This is a genomic window from Nocardia sp. bgisy134 (genome assembly GCF_057708325.1).
On sequence record NZ_JBYIRW010000033.1, the window covers coordinates 22749 to 42761 of the forward strand.

Annotated in this window: 18 protein-coding genes; 6 read left to right on the forward strand and 12 right to left on the reverse strand. The window is 68.8% G+C overall.

Annotation, left to right across the window (positions count from 1 at the left end):
- Nucleotides 1-260: 260 nt before the first annotated feature.
- Entirely contained in the window at nucleotides 261-1442 is a 1182-nt protein-coding gene (locus tag AC3ERS_RS35170; RefSeq protein WP_431972474.1) for an MFS transporter, read from the forward strand.
- A gap of 288 nt (nucleotides 1443-1730) precedes the next feature.
- Here AC3ERS_RS35170 and AC3ERS_RS35175 read toward each other — a convergent pair whose 3' ends face one another.
- From AC3ERS_RS35175 to serA, 3 genes are all read right to left on the reverse strand, one after another.
- Nucleotides 1731-2330, reverse strand: coding sequence for a Uma2 family endonuclease (locus AC3ERS_RS35175; protein ID WP_431972475.1), 600 nt, complete (start codon nucleotides 2328-2330; stop codon nucleotides 1731-1733).
- A gap of 93 nt (nucleotides 2331-2423) precedes the next feature.
- Nucleotides 2424-3431 (reverse strand): 3-isopropylmalate dehydrogenase, encoded by a 1008-nt coding sequence (locus AC3ERS_RS35180; RefSeq protein ID WP_431972476.1) that lies wholly within the window; start codon nucleotides 3429-3431, stop codon nucleotides 2424-2426.
- 202 nt (nucleotides 3432-3633) lie between these two features.
- Nucleotides 3634-5247: a phosphoglycerate dehydrogenase gene (gene serA / locus AC3ERS_RS35185; RefSeq protein ID WP_431972477.1), complete on the reverse strand. Its 1614-nt coding sequence runs from the start codon at nucleotides 5245-5247 to the stop codon at nucleotides 3634-3636.
- Nucleotides 5248-6865: 1618 nt separating this feature from the next.
- Between serA and AC3ERS_RS35190 the strand changes: the two genes are divergently transcribed.
- Nucleotides 6866-7678 carry a nucleotidyltransferase domain-containing protein gene (locus AC3ERS_RS35190; RefSeq protein ID WP_431972478.1) on the forward strand — a complete coding sequence of 271 codons (813 nt, stop codon included), beginning with the start codon at nucleotides 6866-6868 and terminating at the stop codon, nucleotides 7676-7678.
- Here the strand turns inward: AC3ERS_RS35190 and AC3ERS_RS35195 are convergent.
- From AC3ERS_RS35195 to AC3ERS_RS35225, 7 genes are all read right to left on the reverse strand, one after another.
- On the reverse strand, nucleotides 7668-7874 hold the full coding sequence (locus AC3ERS_RS35195) for a cold-shock protein (protein WP_357446224.1): 207 nt from the start codon (nucleotides 7872-7874) through the stop codon (nucleotides 7668-7670). The two genes, AC3ERS_RS35190 and AC3ERS_RS35195, sit on opposite strands and share 11 nt — an antisense overlap.
- 151 nt (nucleotides 7875-8025) lie before the next feature.
- The gene (locus AC3ERS_RS35200; protein ID WP_011210759.1) at nucleotides 8026-8232 is read right to left on the reverse strand and encodes a cold-shock protein; all 207 of its coding nucleotides are present in this window, start codon (nucleotides 8230-8232) and stop codon (nucleotides 8026-8028) included.
- Between the two features lie 221 nt (nucleotides 8233-8453).
- Nucleotides 8454-10298 carry a 3D-(3,5/4)-trihydroxycyclohexane-1,2-dione acylhydrolase (decyclizing) gene (gene iolD / locus AC3ERS_RS35205; RefSeq protein ID WP_431972479.1) on the reverse strand — a complete coding sequence of 615 codons (1845 nt, stop codon included), beginning with the start codon at nucleotides 10296-10298 and terminating at the stop codon, nucleotides 8454-8456.
- The gene (iolB, locus tag AC3ERS_RS35210) at nucleotides 10289-11182 is read right to left on the reverse strand and encodes a 5-deoxy-glucuronate isomerase (RefSeq protein ID WP_431972480.1); all 894 of its coding nucleotides are present in this window, start codon (nucleotides 11180-11182) and stop codon (nucleotides 10289-10291) included. The genes iolD and iolB overlap by 10 nt, the downstream gene beginning before the upstream one ends.
- A 13-nt stretch (nucleotides 11183-11195) precedes the next feature.
- Nucleotides 11196-12101 carry a Cgl0159 family (beta/alpha)8-fold protein gene (locus AC3ERS_RS35215; protein ID WP_431972481.1) on the reverse strand — a complete coding sequence of 302 codons (906 nt, stop codon included), beginning with the start codon at nucleotides 12099-12101 and terminating at the stop codon, nucleotides 11196-11198.
- Nucleotides 12098-13054: a 5-dehydro-2-deoxygluconokinase gene (gene iolC / locus AC3ERS_RS35220; RefSeq protein ID WP_431972482.1), complete on the reverse strand. Its 957-nt coding sequence runs from the start codon at nucleotides 13052-13054 to the stop codon at nucleotides 12098-12100. The genes AC3ERS_RS35215 and iolC overlap by 4 nt, the downstream gene beginning before the upstream one ends.
- Before the next feature lie 69 nt (nucleotides 13055-13123).
- Nucleotides 13124-14026, reverse strand: a complete 903-nt coding sequence (locus tag AC3ERS_RS35225) for a TIM barrel protein (RefSeq protein ID WP_431972483.1) — start codon at nucleotides 14024-14026, stop codon at nucleotides 13124-13126.
- Between the two features lie 288 nt (nucleotides 14027-14314).
- Between AC3ERS_RS35225 and AC3ERS_RS35230 the strand changes: the two genes are divergently transcribed.
- From AC3ERS_RS35230 to AC3ERS_RS35245, 4 genes are all read left to right on the forward strand, one after another.
- Complete coding sequence (locus tag AC3ERS_RS35230; RefSeq protein ID WP_431972484.1) at nucleotides 14315-15316, forward strand: LacI family DNA-binding transcriptional regulator; 1002 nt, start codon at nucleotides 14315-14317, stop codon at nucleotides 15314-15316.
- A 54-nt stretch (nucleotides 15317-15370) separates the two neighbouring features.
- Nucleotides 15371-16384: a Gfo/Idh/MocA family protein gene (locus AC3ERS_RS35235; protein ID WP_431972485.1), complete on the forward strand. Its 1014-nt coding sequence runs from the start codon at nucleotides 15371-15373 to the stop codon at nucleotides 16382-16384.
- A gap of 164 nt (nucleotides 16385-16548) precedes the next feature.
- Entirely contained in the window at nucleotides 16549-16839 is a 291-nt protein-coding gene (locus AC3ERS_RS35240; RefSeq protein ID WP_431972486.1) for a hypothetical protein, read from the forward strand.
- A 235-nt stretch (nucleotides 16840-17074) separates the two neighbouring features.
- Nucleotides 17075-18415, forward strand: coding sequence for a HupE/UreJ family protein (locus AC3ERS_RS35245; RefSeq protein WP_431972487.1), 1341 nt, complete (start codon nucleotides 17075-17077; stop codon nucleotides 18413-18415).
- Between the two features lie 277 nt (nucleotides 18416-18692).
- Here the strand turns inward: AC3ERS_RS35245 and AC3ERS_RS35250 are convergent, their stop codons facing one another.
- Together AC3ERS_RS35250 and AC3ERS_RS35255 are read right to left on the reverse strand one after the other, a co-directional pair.
- Entirely contained in the window at nucleotides 18693-19046 is a 354-nt protein-coding gene (locus AC3ERS_RS35250; RefSeq protein ID WP_431972488.1) for a DUF397 domain-containing protein, read from the reverse strand.
- Between the two features lie 9 nt (nucleotides 19047-19055).
- A complete protein-coding gene (locus AC3ERS_RS35255; protein WP_431972489.1) occupies nucleotides 19056-19922 on the reverse strand; it encodes a helix-turn-helix domain-containing protein in 867 nt (288 codons plus the stop codon).
- Nucleotides 19923-20013: the final 91 nt, after the last annotated feature.

Consider the following 20013-nt stretch of genomic DNA (forward strand, 5'->3'; position numbering starts at 1 on the left):
GCACCCGACCGAGCGGTCCGATCGGCCCGCGCGGCCGACCGATTCGGCAGGAAGCCGCGACAGACCTCACTGTCGGCCGGGCGCACATCGAGTGTGAGTTTCGACTCGATCCGCGGCGCGTTCGCGCCGGTCACCCGGGACCCGACGCGGGCGTGACCGCTCCCGAATCGAGAAATCCAGTCGCCCCCGGGTGTAACGTAACGCCCGATGTTCATTCCGTGAGACTTGCGTTCCATATTCTGAGATTCGAGGTGTGGCCCATGGCGACCGTGACAGAGATTCGCGCGGGACGACGGTGGTCCATGCTCGCCCTCGGCGTCTTCGCGCAGGCATCGAGCGCGGTGTTCATCCACGGAACGCCCTTCCTGCTGCCCGCGCTGACGGCGCGCGGAATGTCCTTGCCCACAGCGGGTCTGCTGGTGGCGATGCCCACCGTCGGACTGGTCTGCACGCTCATCGCGTGGGGCTACGTGGTGGACCGCATCGGCGAGCGGAAGGTGTTGGTCGGCGGGCCGCTGGTGATGTTCTTCGCGGGCGCCGCGGCGGCCACCACCACCCACGACATCGCGCTGGGCGCGTTGCTGTTCCTCGGCGGCGCGGGCGCGGCAAGCACCAACGGCGCCAGCGGCCGCGTCATCGTCGGCTGGTTCCCGCCGGAGCGGCGCGGGCTGGCCATGGGCATCAGGCAGACCGCCCAACCGCTCGGTGTCGGCGTCGGCGCGCTGGCGGTGCCCGCCGTCGCTGCGGCCCACGGCATTTCGGCCGCCGTTCTGGTGCCCGCCGTCATGGCCGGCATCGCGGCGGCGGCCTGCTACCTGGGCATCATCGATCCGCCGCGGCCGGAGGGCAAGGGCGTCGACCGGGTCAATCCGTATCGCGGCGATGCCACGCTGTGGCGCATCCACGCCGTGTCCGTGCTGCTGTGCGTGCCGCAGGGCGTGGTGTGGACCTTCGCGCTGCTGTGGCTGCACCGCGACATCGGCTGGTCGCTGGCCGCCGCGGGCGCGCTGGTGACGGCGACCCAAATCCTCGGCGCGTTCGGCCGCATCGGCGCGGGCGCCTGGTCCGACCGGGTCGGCAGCAGACTGGGCCCGCTGCGAACGGTGGCCATCGGGGCCGTCCTGTCCATGGCGGCCTTGGGCCTGACGGCATGGACGCAGTGGTGGTGGGCCGCCATCCCGCTGCTGATCGCCGCCTCGGTGATCACGGTGTCGGACAACGGACTCGCCTTCACGGCGGTCGCCGAGATCGCCGGTCCGTACTGGAGCGGGCGCGGTCTCGGCATTCAGAACACCGGCCAGAACCTCGCGATGGCCGCCATCCCACCGGTTTTCGGCGCGCTGATCACGATCGGCGGTTTCCCCGCCGCCTACCTGGCTGCCGCGGCACTGGCCACGGCAGCCATCCCACTGGTTCCCGCCGACCGCCACATCCCGAGCTGATTACACTGCGGCCCACAGGGTCGCCCCGCATCGAACGAACGGGGCGACCCTACCGCGCGGCGCGGCCAACACTCGAACGGGCGACGCGAAAACGAACGCCTGGGCGCCGAATTCGTTGCGGTGCACCGCGTCGACCACACAACCCACCGAAAGCGATCTCCAGCGCACGTCCACGCCCGCCGTCGTCCCAGCCGTAATGCTCAGCGGCGGCACACAAGGCTCTTCTTCACCGCCTCTATTGCTGCCACCGGAATGGCCTGAGCAGGACCCGTTGCGCCGGTGGTGGACTCACACTTCGAGCAGGGCGGCCGGATCGACGCTGACGCGAAAGTGGTTGCGGTGACCGATGTTCGCGCTCAGGATCGACCCCGGTCCGACGGGCGGTTCGGCGCGATAGACGTCCCCGTCGAGGACGAGCGGATAGATGCGCACGTGCGGGTGGTGTTCGACGATCCAATACTGCGGTATGCCTGCGGCCGCGTACTCACGGACCTTTCGCACCCGGTCGGTGCGCTCGCTGCCGGTCCCCGGCGCGATGACCTCCACGGCGAGTTGCACTTCGGACCCGGGCAGCAGCCGGGGCGGATCGGCGACGAGCGCCGTGCGCACCACCTCGCGGGGCACCACGACGATGTCGGGTTTACGAATGCCGTTGGGCGTGCTCACTTCCCAGCCGCCGCCGAGGCAGACGTGCACCGCCGCGTCGGCGGCGACATCGAGGAAACGCGCCAGCCGCCGGGCCACGTGATTGTGCCGGGCGCCGCGCGCGACTTCGATCAACCAGCCGTCCTCGAGCTCGAATCCCTTGCCGTCCTCCGGCAGCGCGTGCAGGTCCCGGATCGTGTAGGGACCCGGCCCCGGCCGTTTGCTCGCTCGTCGCTCGGTCACCCGACCTCCCTGGTTCGCACTCGCCCCGAGGATAACCAGGAGGTACGACGAGGCCCCGCACCCGAGACGGATGCGGGGCCTCGCCGACGATGGTCAGACCGAGGCGGCGATGCGGTCGCCGACCTCCACCGTGGAGGAAGCGCCGGACCGCTCGGCCAGGTCCTTGGCGACGGCGGCCTCGATCCGGGCGGCGGCCTCGGTGTTGCCGAGGTGGTTGAGCAGCAGCGAGACCGACAGGATGGCGGCGGTCGGGTCGGCCTTCGACTGGCCCGCGATGTCGGGGGCGCTGCCGTGCACCGGCTCGAACATGCTCGGGTTGGCGCCGGAGGCATCGATGTTGCCGCTGGCGGCCAGGCCGATGCCGCCGCTGACCGCGGCAGCGAGGTCGGTGATGATGTCGCCGAACAGGTTGTCGGTGACGATCACGTCGAAGCGGCCGGGATCGTTGACCATGTGGATGGTCGCCGCGTCGATGTGCTGGTAGGCGGTGGTGACCTCGGGGAACTCCGCGGCGACCTCGTCGACGGTGCGCTGCCACAGCGATCCGGCGAAGGTCAGCACGTTGTTCTTGTGCACGAGGGTGAGGTGCTTGCGGCGGGCCTGCGCCTTGGCGAAGGCGTAGCGCACCACGCGCTCGATGCCGAAGCGGGTGTTGGTGCTCACCTCGGTGGCGACCTCGTGCGGGGTCTCGACGCGGATCGCGCCGCCGGTGCCGGTGTAGGGGCCCTCGGTGCCTTCGCGCACCACGACGAAGTCGATGTCGGGGTTGCCGGCCAGCGGGCTGGTCACGCCGGGGAACAGTTTCGAGGGGCGCAGGTTCACGTGGTGGTCGAGCGCGAACCGGGTGCGCAGCAGCAGACCGCGCTCGAGCACGCCGCTCGGCACCGACGGGTCGCCGATCGCGCCGAGCAGGATGGCGTCGTGCTGCTTCAGTTCCGGCAGCACCGAGTCGGGCAGGATCTCGCCGGTCGCGTGGTAACGCTTGGCACCCAGGTCGTACTCGGTCTTCTCGACTCCGGGCACGACGACGTCCAGCACCTTGAGCGCCTCGGCGATGACCTCGGGCCCGATACCGTCACCGGGGATGACAGCAAGCTTCATGACAACTCCGTTCAGTGTTCGACCGGACCTGGCCGGACGCTCGGCGAGCAACGACACGGTACTAGGCGCCCCGCCGTGTCCGGCCATCCGGGCGGGGCCGCTCCCGACCTCCCGGCGCCGCGCCGGGAACATGCGGCACGCCGCCACCCTGCGGTGACGGCGCGCACACGGTCTGATGTCACGCCCGAAGGGCGTGAGTGGATCAGAACAGGTCGACCAGCGCGATCTTGGCGGCGCCGACCGCCTCGGCGATGGCGTTCTGCACATCGGCGGGCACTTCCTTGTTGACGCGCAGGATGACGGTGGCGCCTTCCTTGTTCACGTCCTGGCTCAGCTGCGCGGCCAGGATGTCCACGTCGGCCTCGCCAAGCTTGGTGCCGATCTTGCCCAGCGCGCCCGGCCGGTCCTCGTAGTTCAGCACGGCCAGGTTCAGGCCCTCGGCGCGCATGTCGTAGTTGCGGCCGTTGATGTTGACGATCTTCTGCACCAGCTGCGGCTCGGTGAGGGTGCCCGCGACGTTCAGCGTGCGGCCGTCGCCGAACACGGCGCGCACGTCGACGACGCTGCGGTGGCTCGGGCTCTCCGAAGCGGTGGTGACCGTGGCGGTGATGCCGCGGTCCTTGGCGAGCGCGGGGGCGTTGACGAAGGTCACCGCCGGGCCCTGCCCGTCGCCCTCGGACAGCGCCGAGAAGATGCCGCGCAGCGCCGCGAGCTCCAGCACCGCGACGTCCTCGGAGGCGAGCTCGCCGCGCACCTGGACTTCGATGCTGACGGGCAGCACGTCGGACAGCGCGCCGATCAGCGCGCCCTGCTTGCGCACGATCTCGAGCCACGGGGCGACCTCTTCGCCCACGGTGCCGCCGGTGACGTTCACCGCGCCCGGCACGAACTCGCCGGCCAGGGCGAGCAGCACCGACTTGGCGACATCGGTGCCCGCGCGGTCCTGCGCCTCGGAGGTGGACGCGCCGAGGTGCGGGGTGACGACGACCTGCGGGAGGTCGAACAGCGGGCTGTCGGTGCAGGGCTCGGTGTCGAACACGTCGAGGCCCGCGGCGCGCACGTGGCCGGACTTGATCGCGTCGGCCAGCGCGGCCTCGTCGATCAGGCCGCCGCGCGCGGCGTTGACGATGATGACGCCCGGCTTGGTGAGGGCGAGCTTCTCCTTGCTCAGCAGGCCCTTGGTCTCGGGGGTCTTGGGCAGGTGCACCGAGATCAGGTCGGCGCGCTGCAGCAGCTCGTCCAGGGTGACCAGCTCGATGCCGAGCTGGGCGGCGCGGGCCGGGGAGACGTAGGGGTCGTACGCGATGATCTTGGTCTCGAACGCGGCGAGGCGCGCGGCGAACAGCTGGCCGATCCGGCCGAGGCCGACGACGCCGACGGTCTTGTCGAAGATCTCGACGCCGTTGAACTTGCTGCGCTGCCAGGTGCGCTCGCGCAGGGTCGCGTCGGCGGCGGGAACCTGGCGAGCCGCGGCGAGCAGCAGGGTGACCGCGTGCTCGGCGGCGGTGTGGATGTTGGAGGTCGGCGCGTTGACGACCATGACGCCGCGCTCGGTGGCCGCGGGCACGTCGACGTTGTCGAGGCCGACGCCGGCGCGGGCGACGATCTTCAGGTTCTTGCCCGCCTCGAGCACCTCGGCGTCGACGGTGGTGGCGGAACGCACGAGCAGCGCGTCGGCCGTCGGGACCGCGGCGAGCAGGGCCGGGCGGTCGGGGCCGTCGACCCAGCGAACCTCGACACCGTCACCGAGCGCGTCGACGGTCGACTGGGCGAGCTTGTCGGCGATCAGAACAACAGGACGGCCTGCTTGGCTCACTGTGGGGTACTCCTGGGGAAAGGGGGTCGGCAGTTACCGCCGACCAGCTTAGTAGTCGGCATTTCGTTCGGCCGTACCACCCGGTAGGCGGCTGCCGTCAGTGTGCGAGCGGCGCGGTGAGGTGCGGCGAAACCGAGAACGAATGCCGGTCTGTCGCAACGCCACCGGATCCGCGTCGGCCCTGTCGTGTGTCCGCGCACGCCCCGAACGGGCGCGTTGCCCGAAACCCTTGGAAAGACGGGAAGACCCCGCACCGAGGGGATGCGGGGTCTTCCATCGGTCGTGCCGATCGAACGGCACGGCTGCGATCGAGTTACTCGATCGCGGAGTCGAATCAGCGGCCGCCGAAGGATCCCGTCCACAGGGTGTTCAGCACACCGTGCAGCGCGGCACCGAGAGTGTCGAACAGGCCGTTGATGGCAGCACTACCGGTGTCGATGATAACGGGGATCATAAGAATTCCTCTTCGTTGAAATTATCCAGTCGAACTGGCTGACACACGGCACATCGGCGGCTTCGCGAATGCGGTTACGAAATTCCGAGGAATTGTGACGCAGACTACATTCGTTTATCGGATGCGGCCCGCGTCACTGGACGTCAGGCGAGTCGACCCTCAAAAATGGCCTCCTGCCTGCACATTTGCCGCCCTGGAACACTGGTCGTGCGTCCAGATAAGGTGGCCGATCACAATTCCAAAATCTCTGAGAGAACTCTGAGGAATCGCCGGAGAAACTCTGAGAATATCCACTAGAGCGCTCTCATCGAATTCGGATGCAGAGCCTCTCGGAGCGCGAACAGGACCGGGAATCAGCAGCATCGCTCGATGTCGGTATTTCCCGAGGCGCAAGCACACGAGTTATTGCTCGGCAATTCACCGAATTTTCGGTGGAGACAGCCGAAAGCACCGTCTCCGCCACGGACTCGGACGGAGGCAACCACTCACAGCAACCTCGGCAGGCCGGTCGCACGACATCACGCGAGCCCAGGCGGGCGCCCGACGATCGGCATCCCCGTCCAAGGCGAACGCCCGCGAGAACGCACATCGCGCGTTCTCCGCCGCGCGAGTGCCACACCACCTCCCACCGAGCTTCCGGCAGCCCACACGCACGAACAGCACCGAAGGCCGTGCCCTGGGTACACCGCGCGCACCGAAGGTTGTGCCGGGGTACACCGCGGTCGGACGGCACAGCAGCATCGCGCCACGCCCAACCCGACCCGCCCCCGCCAACGTTCAACCGGCGGCCCCGCGGCCCAGCGCGAGCATTCCGGCGAAGGCCGGGTGGATTTCGGACGCCTCGGCGTGCGCACTCGCCGAGAGGCGCAGCAGCGCGGCGCGCGGCGCACTGCTCATACAGGATGGGCACGGCGGGCTCGAACATCGCGATGACGGCCACCGGAGCTCGTTGTCTGCCGCGATCGCGGCAGGCTCGCCACCGGGCAGGCTCGCCACCGATCACCCGGCGGCTGTGCCGCCATGGCGCTCGGCCCAACGCTGTCGCTCGCCACGCTGACGAACATCACGATCGGACCCGATCCGGCTCGACAGTGATTCGCGCGGACCATGTTTCGTCCCGAAAAATGAGCTGAACGCACACACCGGCCCGCATACCATCGGCCCATGTCGTTGCGCGCTGTTCCCGAGTCGATGGATCCGACGGTGGTCGGGTCCGTCGACGCCGAGCTGGACCGGATCGAGCGCGAGTGCCGGGTGGGTGTGCGGCTGGCCATCGAAAGCGGCAGCCGCGCTTGGGGCTTCCCGTCGCCGGACTCCGACTACGACTGCCGGTTCGTGTACGTGGCGGCGCTGGACACCTACCTGTCGCCGTGGCGCACGCGCGATGTGATCGAGACGCCGCTGGTCGGCTTGCTCGATGTGAGCGGCTGGGATCTCGGCAAGGCGCTGCGGTTGCTCGTCAAGGGCAACGCGGTGCTGATCGAATGGCTGATGTCGCCGATCGTGTACCGCGGCGACGCGCGATTCCGTGCCGAGCTGCGGGAGCTGGCCGAGCAGGTCGCCACTCGCGACAAGGTGGCGCGGCACTACTTGCACCTGGGCGCGCGGCAATGGGAACTGTTCGACCACAACCGATCCCTGAAGAAGGTCTTCTACGCACTGCGCCCGGCGATGGCGCTGCGGTGGCTGCGCGAGCATCCCGAAGCCGCTGTGGCCCCGATGCATCTGCCGACGCTGATCGCGCAGTGCGAGCTGCCCGCCGACCTGGTCGCGGCCGTGACCGAGCTCACCGAACTCAAGTCGCGGACAAGGGAAATGGGCAGCGGAGTGGTGCCCGCACCGATCGCCGCCTTCATCGCGGGCGAATTCGACGGCGCCGCCGATGCTTTCCCGCGAACGACAGACCGGGATCCGGGACGCGCAAGGGAGCTGACCGCGGAGTTCTTCCGCGCGCAGGCCCTGTCGGTCAGCCGATGACGCGCACGCCGATCGCCTCCGGACCGGACTTGCTCTGGCGCAGCTCGAACTCGACCCGCTGCCCGGCCGCCAAAGACCGGAACCCCGAACCCTCCAGGTCCAGATAGTCCACGAACACGTCCTTGCCGCCATCGTCTTGGGCGATGAAACCGAAACCTTTTTCGGTGTCGAACCACATCACTGTGCCCTGAGCCATACGCCGTACCTTCTCCCGCGCAGAACCGGGGAAGGGTACACCGACCGAGGCCGATCGGTCCATCAGGTGGCGGCCTCAGGGGCCCGACCTGGCCTGAAAAGACGAGAGGCCCCGCACCGAACCGGTGCGGAGCCTCGAAGTGCGTGTCGAATCAGGCGACGACGCGGACGTCCTGGGCCTGCGGACCCTTCTGTCCCTGGCCGATCTCGAACTCCACGCGCTGCCCCTCATCGAGGGACCTGAAACCCGAGCCGCTCACAGCCGAGTAGTGCACGAAGACGTCGGGACCGCCGCCGTCCTGTGCAATGAAGCCGAAGCCCTTCTCGCTGTTGAACCACTTAACAATGCCTTGAGCCATTTCATACTTTCTGTTGACGAGCCAGGGACTTGCATGGACACCCCGGTCTCGTAGATCCACAATGCCATCATCGGACGAATTTCTCCACATTCGGCACCGTCGACTGTGAGCTATTCAACGAATCTCGGGGTCGGTGTCTCACACAGCGCGTCCGGGCCCGCCATCGACCGCCCAGCGAACAGGCCCGCATTTCGACGGGTGCGGGCGATCGCCAGCAGTTGTCATCGCCCGCGTGCGTAGCGCAGCTGAGCGGGCTTGTGCGCCTCGTAGTCGCCGCGACCGGAAAGGTATTGCGGTACACCGACTTCCCACCACGCACCCGCATCGGTCCAGTCGGACGCCCGCGTGCGCACCACCACGACCGCGGGACGCGACGCCGCGACCGCGGCCGCCCTGGCTTGGGCGTAGGCGGTTCGAAACTGGTCGGTATTGCTTGCAGCGAATATCGAGCAACCGAGCGCCGCCGCGTGCGCCGCGAAATCGACGCGCGGCGGGTCGGCGAGGGTGGTCCGGCAGTCCGCGTACTGATTGTTGAACGCCGCGCCGCCCTGTCCCTCCTGGAGCCGCGCGATCACCGCGTAGCCGTCGTTGTCGCACACCACAGCGACGAATGGATGCCCGGCGAAGGCCGCCGAGAACAGCTCCGAATTCAGCATCAGATAGGAGCCGTCGCCGAGCAGCGTGGTGACCAGACCGGGCCGGTGCGCCATGGCGGCGCCCCACGCGCCCGCGAGCTCGTAGCCCATACAGGAGAATCCGTACTCGACGTCCATGCTCGGCGTTCCTCCGGCGGCGCGCCAGCCGCCGATCAGCTCGCCGGGCAGCCCGCCGGAAGCGGTCATGACGTAGTCCTCCGGCGCCGAGAGCTCGTTGACGATGCCGACCACCTGGGCGTAGCTGGGCGTCCCCGGCGTCGGCGCGCGCAGCTTGTCGATCCGGGCGTCCCAGGTCTCGCGCAGCACCGCCGCGCGCCCGGACCAGTCCGCGGGCGCCGTCCACCCCGACAGCTCCTGGCCCAGCTCGGTGAGGGTGGCCGCCGCGTCGCCGACGATCGCCAGCGCACCGTGCTTCACCGCGTCGAAGCGGGCCGCGTTGACGGTGACCAGGCGGACGTCGGGCGCGAAGACCGTCCACGAGGCGGTGGTGAAGTCCTGGAGCCGGGTCCCGACGGCGAGCACCAGATCGGCGTCGGCGGCGAGAGCGTTCGCCGACGCCGAGCCGGTGATGCCGAGCGGTCCCGCGTGCAAGGGGTGATCGTGGGGCACCAGGGTCCGTCCCGCGGTGGTCTCGGTGATCGGAATACCGCGCCGCTCGGCGAATTCCACCGCCTGCGGGCCCGCGCCCGAATAGCGCACCCCGCCGCCGACGATCAGCAGCGGCCGCCGCGCGGCGCGCAGGACGGCGGCGGCCTCGCGCAGTGCGCGCAGGTCGGGACGCGGCCGCGGTACGCGATGCAGGAGCGGAGCGAACAGCGCGTCCGGGAAGTCGAAGGTCTCGGCCTGCACGTCCTGCGGCAGCGCCACGGTGACCGGTCCGGCGTCGGCTGGATCGGTCAGCACGCGCGCCACCTGCGGCAACGTCGCGATCAGCTGTTCTGGTCTGGTGATCCGGTCGAAGTATCGGCTGACCGCGCGGAAGGCGTCGTTCACCGTCGCGGTCGCGTCCCCGAAATGCTCCACCTGTTGCAGCACCGGGTCGGGGGCGCGTCCGGTGAAGGTGTCGCCGGGGAGCAGCAGGAGCGGCAGCCGGTTCGCGTGCGCGACCCCGGCCGCCGTGACCATGTTCAGCGCGCCGGGACCGATCGAAGACGTGGCGACGCCGACCTGACGCCGGTGGGTGGCCTTGGCGTACCCGAGCGCCGCCAGCGCCATCCCCTGCTCGGTGTGGCCCCGCCAGACGGGCAGTTCGTCGCGGCGCTCGTGCAGCGCCGTACCGAGGCCGAGCACATTGCCGTGCCCGAAGATCGCGAAGGCCGCCGGGAAGAGCGGCACATCCGCCCCGTCCAGCGTCTCCGAACGCTGTGCGACGATCCAGGCCACCAGGGCCTGGGCGGTGGTCAGTTCCATGGCGACCGTCCTTCCGGGCCGGTGACCGGGCAGCGCGGGTCGGTCGGCTCGCCGATCCAGCCGTCTCGGACCCAGGCGTGCGCCGGATCGTCGCAAAAGGCCATCGACCGTTCGGGCGCCGGACCGGCCAGCACATTGAGGTAGTACATCGGGTAGCCGGGCGCGGCGACGCAGGGACCGTGGTAGCCGCGCGGTATGAGGAAGACGTCGCCGTCGCGCACCGCCACGTTCTCGTCCACCGCGCCGTCGGCGGTGTAAATGCGATGCAGGCCGAAACCCTCGCGGGACGGGGTGACGCCGTCACGGCCCGCGATGCGGAAGTAATAGATCTCCTCGTTGACCACCTCGCACTCGCTCGCCTCGTCGTGCTTGTGCGGCGGGTACGACGACCAGTTGCCGTCCGGCGTGATCAGCTCACAGGCGTTGAGCTTGTCCGCGTGCTCCCATACTCCTGGCACGCCGAAGTTGGTGACCTGTCGGGTGGCTCGGCCCGCGCCCCTGACCTCGATCGGAATATCCTCGGCTGCACCGTATTTCGGCGAGAGCCGCCGCGCGCACTTGGCCATGGGCAGGGCGAGCAGCGCGCCGTCGGCGCTGGAGATCCGCGCTTCGGCGTCGCGCGGCACGTACGCGAAGTCCGTCACGCGGTGGAAAACCGAAGCGCGCCCGGCCAGTTCGAGGACGATCCCGTCGACGCGAACGACGCACGAGCCGGAGAGCGGCAGGACGAACGCCTCGTACTCGCCGGTGGACAGCGTTCTGGTCTCGCCCGGTTCGACCGTCACCACGCGTAGACCGGTGTAGCGCCACCCGGCGTCCTCGGCGGTCAACCGGATCGGATCTCGGCCGTCTGCCAGTGTCCCGGCCGGACGATGCAATGTCATCGGGACTCCTCCGTCATCGGGACGCCTTCAGCATGCGGGCCGCCGCGTCGACGGCGACGGCGACATCGCCGTCCGGCGGATACAGCAGAGCGCGCCCGACCACCAGGCCGCGCACCACGTCGTGGTGCAGCGCGCCGCCCCAGGCGGCCAGGTCGGCCGCGGGGTCTCCGGAGGGCGAGCCGCCGAGCACCACCACCGGCAGCGTCGTGGCGTCCAACACCGAACTGTCCTCGGGTGCGGGAATTTTCAGCCAGGTGTAGGCGGAGGTGACGCCGAGGCCGGAGGCGACCGTGATCGCCCGCGCCAGCGACGGCGCGTCCTTGCTCATCACCAGCGCGCCGGAGTGGTCGCGGTGATACGGCAGCGGTTCCACCATCGCCATCAGACCGTGCGCCGCCAGCTCGGAGACCGCCTGCGCGCAGGCGTGCAGGGTGGACGCCGTACCGGGATCGGAATCGACGAGGCGCAGCAGCATCTTGCCGCCGTCGAGGCGGCAGCGGACAAGGGCGTCGGCGTCGTAGCCGGTGAACCGGTCGTCGATCTCCCACTCCGCGCCCGCCAAGCCGCCGCGGTTCATGGAGCCGATCACCACCTTGTCGTCGAGCGCGTCGAGCAACAGCAGTTCCTCGACCACGTCGGGCGAGCCGAGCACGCCGTCCACGGCGGGATTCGCCAACGCGATCAGCAGCCGCTCCAGGAGCGCGCGGCGGTCGGCCATCGCGGTGCGATCCGATCCGACGCCGAGCGCGCCGCGGGCGGGGTGGTCGGCGGCCACCAGGAACAGCGTCTCGCGGTCCGACAGCACGCTCGCGCGCCGAATCCGCTTGGCGTAGGCCCGCTCCACGGCCGCGGGGTCCTTGGCGCGCATCCGCAGCAGCTCGGCCCAACGATCGTCGGTCAGGTACGGGACGGCGTTCATCGGCACAGCAGCTCCTCGATCTCCGCCGCCGTCGGCATGGCGTCCGCGCAGGCCAGCCGGGCCGCGACCAGCGCGCCCGCCGCGTTGGCGTACGTGGCGATCCGGTGCGGGTCCCAGCCGGCGAGCAGCCCGTGGACCAGCGCGCCGCCGAAAGCGTCGCCCGCGCCGAGACCGCACACCACTGTCACCGGGCACGGCGGCACGGTCCGGCGCTCGTCGGCGGTGGCGACGAGTACACCGTCGGCCCCGCGTTTGATCACCGCGAGCCGGACCCCGCGCGCCAGCAGTCGATCGGCTGCCGCGTCGGGGTCGGCGGTGCCGACCGCGACGCCGACCTCGGTGCGGTTGCCGACGACGACGTTCACGTGGTCGATCAACCCGCCGATCTCGGCGCGCGCGGTCGCCTCGTCGGGCCAGAACATCGGCCGGTAGTCCAGGTCGAGCACCGTGTGCCCGCGCCGGGCGCGCCGCTCCAGGATCGCGCGCTGGGTGCCGCGGGCGGGTTCGGCGCTCACTCCGGTGCCCGTGACCCACAGCAGCGGGACGGCATCGATGAGATCCCACGGCACGTCGTCGGGTGTCAAGGTGAGGTCGGGCGCGATCGGGGCGCGGTAGAACAGCAGGGGCGGATCGGCGGGCGGATTCAGCTCGCAGAAGACCACGGGCGTCAGCAGATTCGGCGCGGTGCCGACGTGGTCCGCGGCGACGCCGAACTCGGTGAGCGCCGCGCGCACATAGGAACCGAAGCCATCCGGGCCGACCTTGGTGAGGACCGCCGTGCGACGGCCGAGGCGCGCGGCGGCCACCGCGACGTTGGTCGCGGTGCCGCCCAACGATTTCGCGAAGGAGCGAACCTCGGCCAGCGGCACGCCGCTTTGCTCCGGATACAGGTCGACGCCGACGCGGCCGATGGTCAGCGCCTCCGTCGTCCCCGCCCCGGCGGCCGCGGTCACGAGCGGACCACCCGCGCCAATTCGTGTCGCAGCGCGTCCCATGTGGCCCCGCCCGCCATCCGCGCCCTCCTACATTCGCGCCGACGTCGATGCGACGCCGAGATCGGCGAGATAGCGCAGACTGCGTTGCGCGTCACGGCTCGCCGACTCCACCGGGTCGGTCGGCCGCAACGCCATGTCCTGCTCGATGACGAACCAGCCGCGGTAACCGGCCTCGTGGACGGCGCGCACGAGCGCGGCGATGTCGACGTCGCCCGCACCGAGCGGCACATAGAGTCCGCGGCGCACCGCATCGCTGTATTCCACTGCGCCACCGCGCACTTCGCGTGCCAGATCGGCGCGCACATCCTTCAGGTGGACGTGGCCGATGCGGTGCGCATGCCGCCGGGCCAGGCCGACCGGATCGGTTCCCCCGACGAGCAGGTGGCCGGTGTCGAGACAGAGATCGAGATCGGAGTCCGCGAGGAATCGTTCGACTTCGTCCTCCGTCTGCACCTGGGTGCCGACGTGCGGATGCACCGCGGTGCGCAGACCGTGCGCGGCCGCGAGGTCACGAATGGCGGCCGCGGTGTCCAGGAGGGTCCGCCACCCGGCCGCGTCGAGCCGTGGGCGGAGGTTGTAGCCCGCCAACCCGGTGGCGGCGGCCAGCACCAGGACCTCGGCGCCGGTCGCCGCGAACAGTTCGGCCGCGCGCCGCGCCGCCGCCAGCGCCTGCTCCGGCGCACGGTGCAGCGGCAGCGCGAGGAATCCGCCCACGGCGCGGATGCCGAATCCGTCGAGCAGCGCGCGCAGCGCGGCCGGGTCGTCCGGGAGATAGCCGGGCGGACCCAGCTCGGTCGCGGTGATGCCGAGTCGAGTCATCTCGGCCAGCACGGTCTCCGCGTCGAGCACATGGCCCCAGCCGGGGACTTCGCACACGCCCCAGGAGATCGGCGCGGCCGCGATACGCAGCGGGTAGAGAGATTCGGTCATCGCACCCTCCGGCCTTCGAGGTGAACAGGCGCCCTCGCTTGGAGCGCTCCAACTATGTAACGCGGGCCACAGCGTGTCAAGGGTTGCGGCCCCTCCGCGTTTCCTTGTCTCTACCTCGTATTTCTTTGCCAGGCATGACAACAGGGCATGGTGCGAAAGGTGCTCGGCGCCGGATTGGAGCGCTCTATTGATCGGCCCGCTTCGCTGCGTGTAACGTCCGATCCGGCACCCGGTACAGCCCGTTCGACGGGCTGGGAGCCGGACACGGGACGGCCGGACGGAGGCGAGATGGCGCGACCGACGATGGAGGACGTCGCCGCCCGCGCCGGCGTCTCGCGGGCGCTGGTATCGCTGGTCATGCGGGATTCGCCGAAGGTCAGCGCACACCGTCGCCGCGCCGTGCTGGAGGCCGCGCGCGATCTCGGCTATCAGCCGCACATCATGGCCAGATCGCTGGCCAGTCGCACCTCCAATATCGTCGGAGTCCTCGTCTCGGATCTGCGCAACGCCTTCTTCGCCGACGTTGTGGAGGGCATGGACGCCGTCGCCCAGCGATCGGGGCTCGAATTGATTCTGAACACCGGCAGGCGTAGCGCGGCCCGTGAGCGCACCGCACTGGAGAGCTTGCTGTCGTTCCGCCCCGGCGGGATCATCCTGCTCTCCCCCGTGCTACCCGCCTCCGCGATTCGTCATGCGGCACAACAGGTTCCGATCGTCCTGGTATCCCGCGGCTCTACCATCGCCGGCGTCGACACCGTCAACGACGACGGCGAGATCGGCAGCGCGCTGGCTGTCGACCACCTGGTTTCCCTCGGCCACAGTCGAATCGTGCACCTGGACGGGGGCGCAGCTTTCACCGCCGCCGCCCGCCGCCGCGGCTACCGCACCGCCATGGCGCGGCACGGCCTGGAACCGATGGTCATCGCCAGCGAGCACACCGACTCGGCAGGCATGGAAGGCGTGCGCAAGCTGCTGAAGATCTTCTCCCCCAGCACTTTTCCCACCGCGCTGATGTGCGGCAACGATTTCAACGCCGTGGGCGCGATGTCGGCGCTCGAGGAAGCCGGGCTGCGAGTGCCGGACGACGTCTCCGTCGTCGGCTATGACAACACGTCGCTTGCCGCGCTGCGCCACATCTCGCTCACCACCATCGACCAGCCGCGCGTCCGGATGGGCGGGCTCGCCGTCGAAGCGCTCGCCGAACGTCTCCGCGACGGCCGCATCGACCCCGTCCGCCGCAGGCTGGAACCCAAGCTCGTCGTCCGAGGAACCACCGCCGCACCCGGCTGAATCACAGCGAAACACCAAGGCAAGCAATCGAATTCTTACCGAGCAGGAGGATCGATGAGCACCACCGTCACCATAGGCCTCGTGGGCACGGGCCGCATCGGCACCGCGCACGCCGAAACGCTGCACGAACTTCCGGGGGTCGACCGCGTCCTTGTCGCCGATATCGACACCACTCGCGCGCACGCCGCGGCGGCCAAGCTCGGCGTCGAAGCCGTCCCCGACATCCAGACGCTGCTCGCCGCCGGCCTCACCGGCCTCGTCGTCGCCACCGCCACCGACTCCCACCCCGCGCTGATCGCCGCCGCCGTCGACCGTGGCATCCCCGTCTTCTGCGAAAAGCCCGTCGCCGCCGACATCGACGGCACCCTGGCCGTGCTCGACCACCTGCGCGGCGCCACCGTCCCCGTGCAGATCGGCTTCCAACGCCGCTTCGACGCCGGCTACCGCGCCGCGCGCGCGGCCGTCGCGAGCGGCGAACTCGGCTGGCTGCACACCCTGCGGGCCACCACCCTCGACCCGGCGCCGCCGCCCGCCGACTACGTCCGTCGCTCGGGTGGACTGTTCCGCGACTGCGGCGTCCACGATTTCGACATCATCCGCTGGGTCAGCGGCCGCGAGGTCACCGAGGTCTACGCGCACGGCGCCAATCGCGGCGACCAATTCTTCACCGCCGCAGGCGATATCGACACCGCCGCCGCCCTCCTCACGCTCGACGACGGCACTCTCGCCACGGTGAACCTGGGGCGCTACAACGGCGTGGGCTACGACGTCCGCCTCGAGGTCCTCGGCTCACGCGGCAACGCCATCGTCGGCCTCGACGACCGCGCTCCACTGCGCTCCGTCGAACCCGACCACCACGCCTCGCCCTACCCCGCCTATCCCGGCTTCATGGAACGATTCCGCCGCGCCTACACCGAGGAACTCGCCACCTTCGTCGCCGTCGCCACCGGCTCCACCCCCACCCCCTGCACCGTGGCCGACGCGCTCGAAGCCGCCTACATCGCCGAAGCCTGCACACGCTCCCGCGCCGAGCGCCGCCCAGTCGCGCTCACCGAAGTGCGCCGCTGAGTCCCCCCACCACACCAGTCCTGCTCACACATCACGGAGACACCCACCACCCTGGCACAACGATCGAGATACGGAACCGAAACCTGTCGGACCCCACCGCCAAACTGTTGGTACTCAGCACAACAGCCGTCGCTCACCAGCGACACGCATCACCCGGGGGTCCCATGTTCCAGGTCGCACTCACCGCTGTCTCCCTCACCTGCATCGCCACCGCCGTCCTCGCCCTCACCGCAGGCGGCATCGCCGACTCCCTCGCCGCCCGCGCCATCAAAGCCTCCGAATCCTGCTTCATCGGCGACACGATGCCCACCGACAAGTTCTTCGAGAACCGGCAGAGGTACGAGCGGCTGCACCGGATTACGGTGCGGTTGATGATGGGTGGGTTGGGGACGTTGGTGGTGGGGATCGCGGTGCTGGGGGTGGCGGCGTGGCAGTTCAAACACGCGGGGCGTTGACGGTCCCGGACCCGACACGCCTCCTGCGAATCCCTTGCGGGAAGGCATTTCGAACCTCCGACTGCGGAAATGTGATCAGCGCCGCCACCAAACTTCGCACCGGGCTTTGACGAGAACTATCACCGGGCCAGTCGCCAGGCCCCTTCGGCTCGACAGGCTATCCGCATGCAGGCTGTCGCGAAGATAGGTCGATCGGCCGATTCGGGTGTACCCGTGGAACGCGCATCATCGGCCCATGACACGAACACTACGCAGAGTGCTGGTCGCGCTGGGTTGTGCAGTTATCGTATTGCTATACAACCCGATTGCCGCACCAGCGCATCCGATGCCGGGCACCAAGGTTCTGCTCGATGTGCGCGAGACGGCAATCAACGCAGAATTGCTGGTACCCGCAGCCAATCTCGCGGAGGCCAGCGGTATCGATGTCAACCTGAAGCCGGACCTGTCGGCCGAGGACTTCGCCAGACTGGCGAGCTATTTCCGCGACCATCTGCGGCCCGCCACGCCGGACGGCGTGCCGTGGACCGTCCAGATCGGCGACCTGCGTCTGGACTACGCAGACCAGACGGCCACCGGTTCTTACAAGGAACTCGTCGTCCATGCAGTGCTGACCGCGCCGCCGGGCGTCGACATGCGCCGATTCGTCTTGGGCTACGACGCCGTCATCCACAAGGTTGTCACGCACATCGCCATCGTCGCGGTCCGTCAGGACTGGCAAGCCGGGCAAGTCGATGCCGATAATGACGCCAGACAGGTCGGCGTCGTACGCATGGACACCGAGTCCATGACCGTGCCACCCCTATCGGTGGATCTGAACGATGCCAGCGCGTGGCGGGGATTCGTCGGAATGGTGATGCTCGGTGGCCATCACATTCTCGAGGGCACTGACCACCTCCTGTTTCTGTTCACCCTCCTCCTACCAGCTGTGCTGATAGCCAAGGCTGGTCGTTGGCACCCGGACAACCGCCCGCGTCGCGCCGTTCGGCACATCCTGGCTGTCACAATCGCATTCACCGTGGGGCACTCCGCTGCGCTCGTGGTCAGCGCCCTGAGTCGGCTGGAGATCCCTGCGCGCCCGGTCGAAACACTCATCGCCGCGACGATCCTGGTGGGCGGCGCACACGCCATCCGGCCGCTGTTCCCGGGCCGAGAAGCCGTCGCCGCCGGGACATTCGGGCTTATCCACGGTATGGCGTTCTCGTTCACCCTGGCCGAACTGGAGTTGTCCACCCGCCAACTGGCGCTCAGTCTGCTCGGGTTCAATCTGGGCATCGAGGCGATTCAGTTGCTGCTGGTCGCGCTCGCCCTGCCGCCACTACTCGTACTGGCCACCACCCGAGCTCAGCCAGTCCTTCGCGTCGGCGGCTCACTCCTGGTAATCATCGCCGCCCTCGGCTGGGCGTTCGATCGACTCGGGTTCGCCAACCCGATCGCCCGTGCCGCGGACCAGGCCGGCACAATGATCCTTCCGATCATCATTACCGCAGCCGGTGTCGCCGTTGTAGTGCTGGCCGCCCAGGTGCTGAGACGGCGGTCAAGGGTACGTCGACCGCAGCTGCTTGGGGTCGCCGACTAGGAGCCTGTGAACAACTGCTCATATCCGTGGTTGGGTGCGGGCGAGCAGGACATGAGCATGACCATCGACCAGGTGACTCAGGCTTCGCGGTGGTCGGGTAGGCGTTCATAGTCGCGGATGCATCTGCAGCGCAGGCAGATCCAGGCCAGTAAGCGTTCGACGAGCCAACGGCGTGCCGCACGACGAAGCCGGTCATGATGTCGTGTCGGTGTCATCTTTGCACCGCGCTGTCGCCGGTCAGATCACGGCAACCGCTGTTCCGCTCCAGCTCCGAGTTTCAGCTCGACACAAACCCATCTACGAAGTCGAACTCACCGTCGCGTACGCCGGCGCGAAAGGCAGACCATTCACCATCATCGAAGCTGAGCGACTCCGATCCAGACAACGACCGAACCAGCGTCGCGTCACCGCTGATCTCGACGGCGACAACGCCATTTGCGTCGCCGGCCCGATCCTGTACCTCACAGACAAACCTGCTCCAAGCAGCAGCGTCGAAGGTGATGATGCCATCGGCGGGCCGCTTGCTGTGCCGCAAATGCACGGCACCGTCTCCAGGTGCGACCTCCACACAGTTCTCACCGGCGCCGCTGTAGCTCGAGGTTCGCCAGTCGAGGCGGTCGTCGATGATCAACCGGTACTCCTAACCCACGCGTGCAAGCCTCGCGATGCGGTCCCGGATGAGATCAGCCGAGTCCGACTCCGAGAGCGCCGATCCGCAAAGCCGATCGGCAGTCATCCTATACTCGCCGACCTGGCCGGCCTCCTGCACATACAAGGCTCCAGCCGGATATTCGATGTATCCGATCGACTGAGCTTGCTCGAAGTCGAGCAGCATGAAGTCGCCGTCGAGTCCGTCGTGCACCGTCACGGTCACCGGCATCACGTGCAGTTCGACATTGTCGAGGCCGACCAGATCGAGCAAGTGCTCAAGTTGTGCGCGCATGATCGAGGGACCACCGACCATGCGGTCGAGCACGTACTCCTCGATCACTGCACGAAAGTGCAACGGCCGATCCACATCTGTCAGGCGCTGACGAGCCATCCGTGCCTGCACCACCTGCGGCACGTCGATCGGCGGTACGCGCAGGTGACCGTCGAGCAACGCGGTCGCATACTCGGCAGTCTGTAGCTGCCCGGGCAGTAACTGCGGCTCGTAGGTAAAAGCACTGCTGGCGAGCCCTTCCAGTCCGACAAACGTTCTGAACCACCCCGGCAGGACATCCCGAAACGGCGTCCACCAGATCGTTTGATCGGCACGTCCCGCCAGCGACGTGACCCGATCGCGGTAGGCAACATCGACGCCGTAGAACGCCAACAGCCGGTCGACGTCATCCGGCTGCTGTTGCAGCTTCGCCGCCTCCAACGCGTTGATCCGTGATTGCGCACATCCGAGCAGCTTTGCCGCCTCCGCCTGCGTCTTGCCAGAACGCTCGCGGGCAACGCGCAGATCGTGCCCGATCAAGAAGCGCAACGCAGTGGGATCGGACCGTGTACCGGGATCAGACATCGGACTCCCCTTGTCGGACTTCAGCGAGAACCTGAACCGAGCAATGCCACGTCAAGATATATCACTTCGTCAATCGCGGGATGTTCCAGAT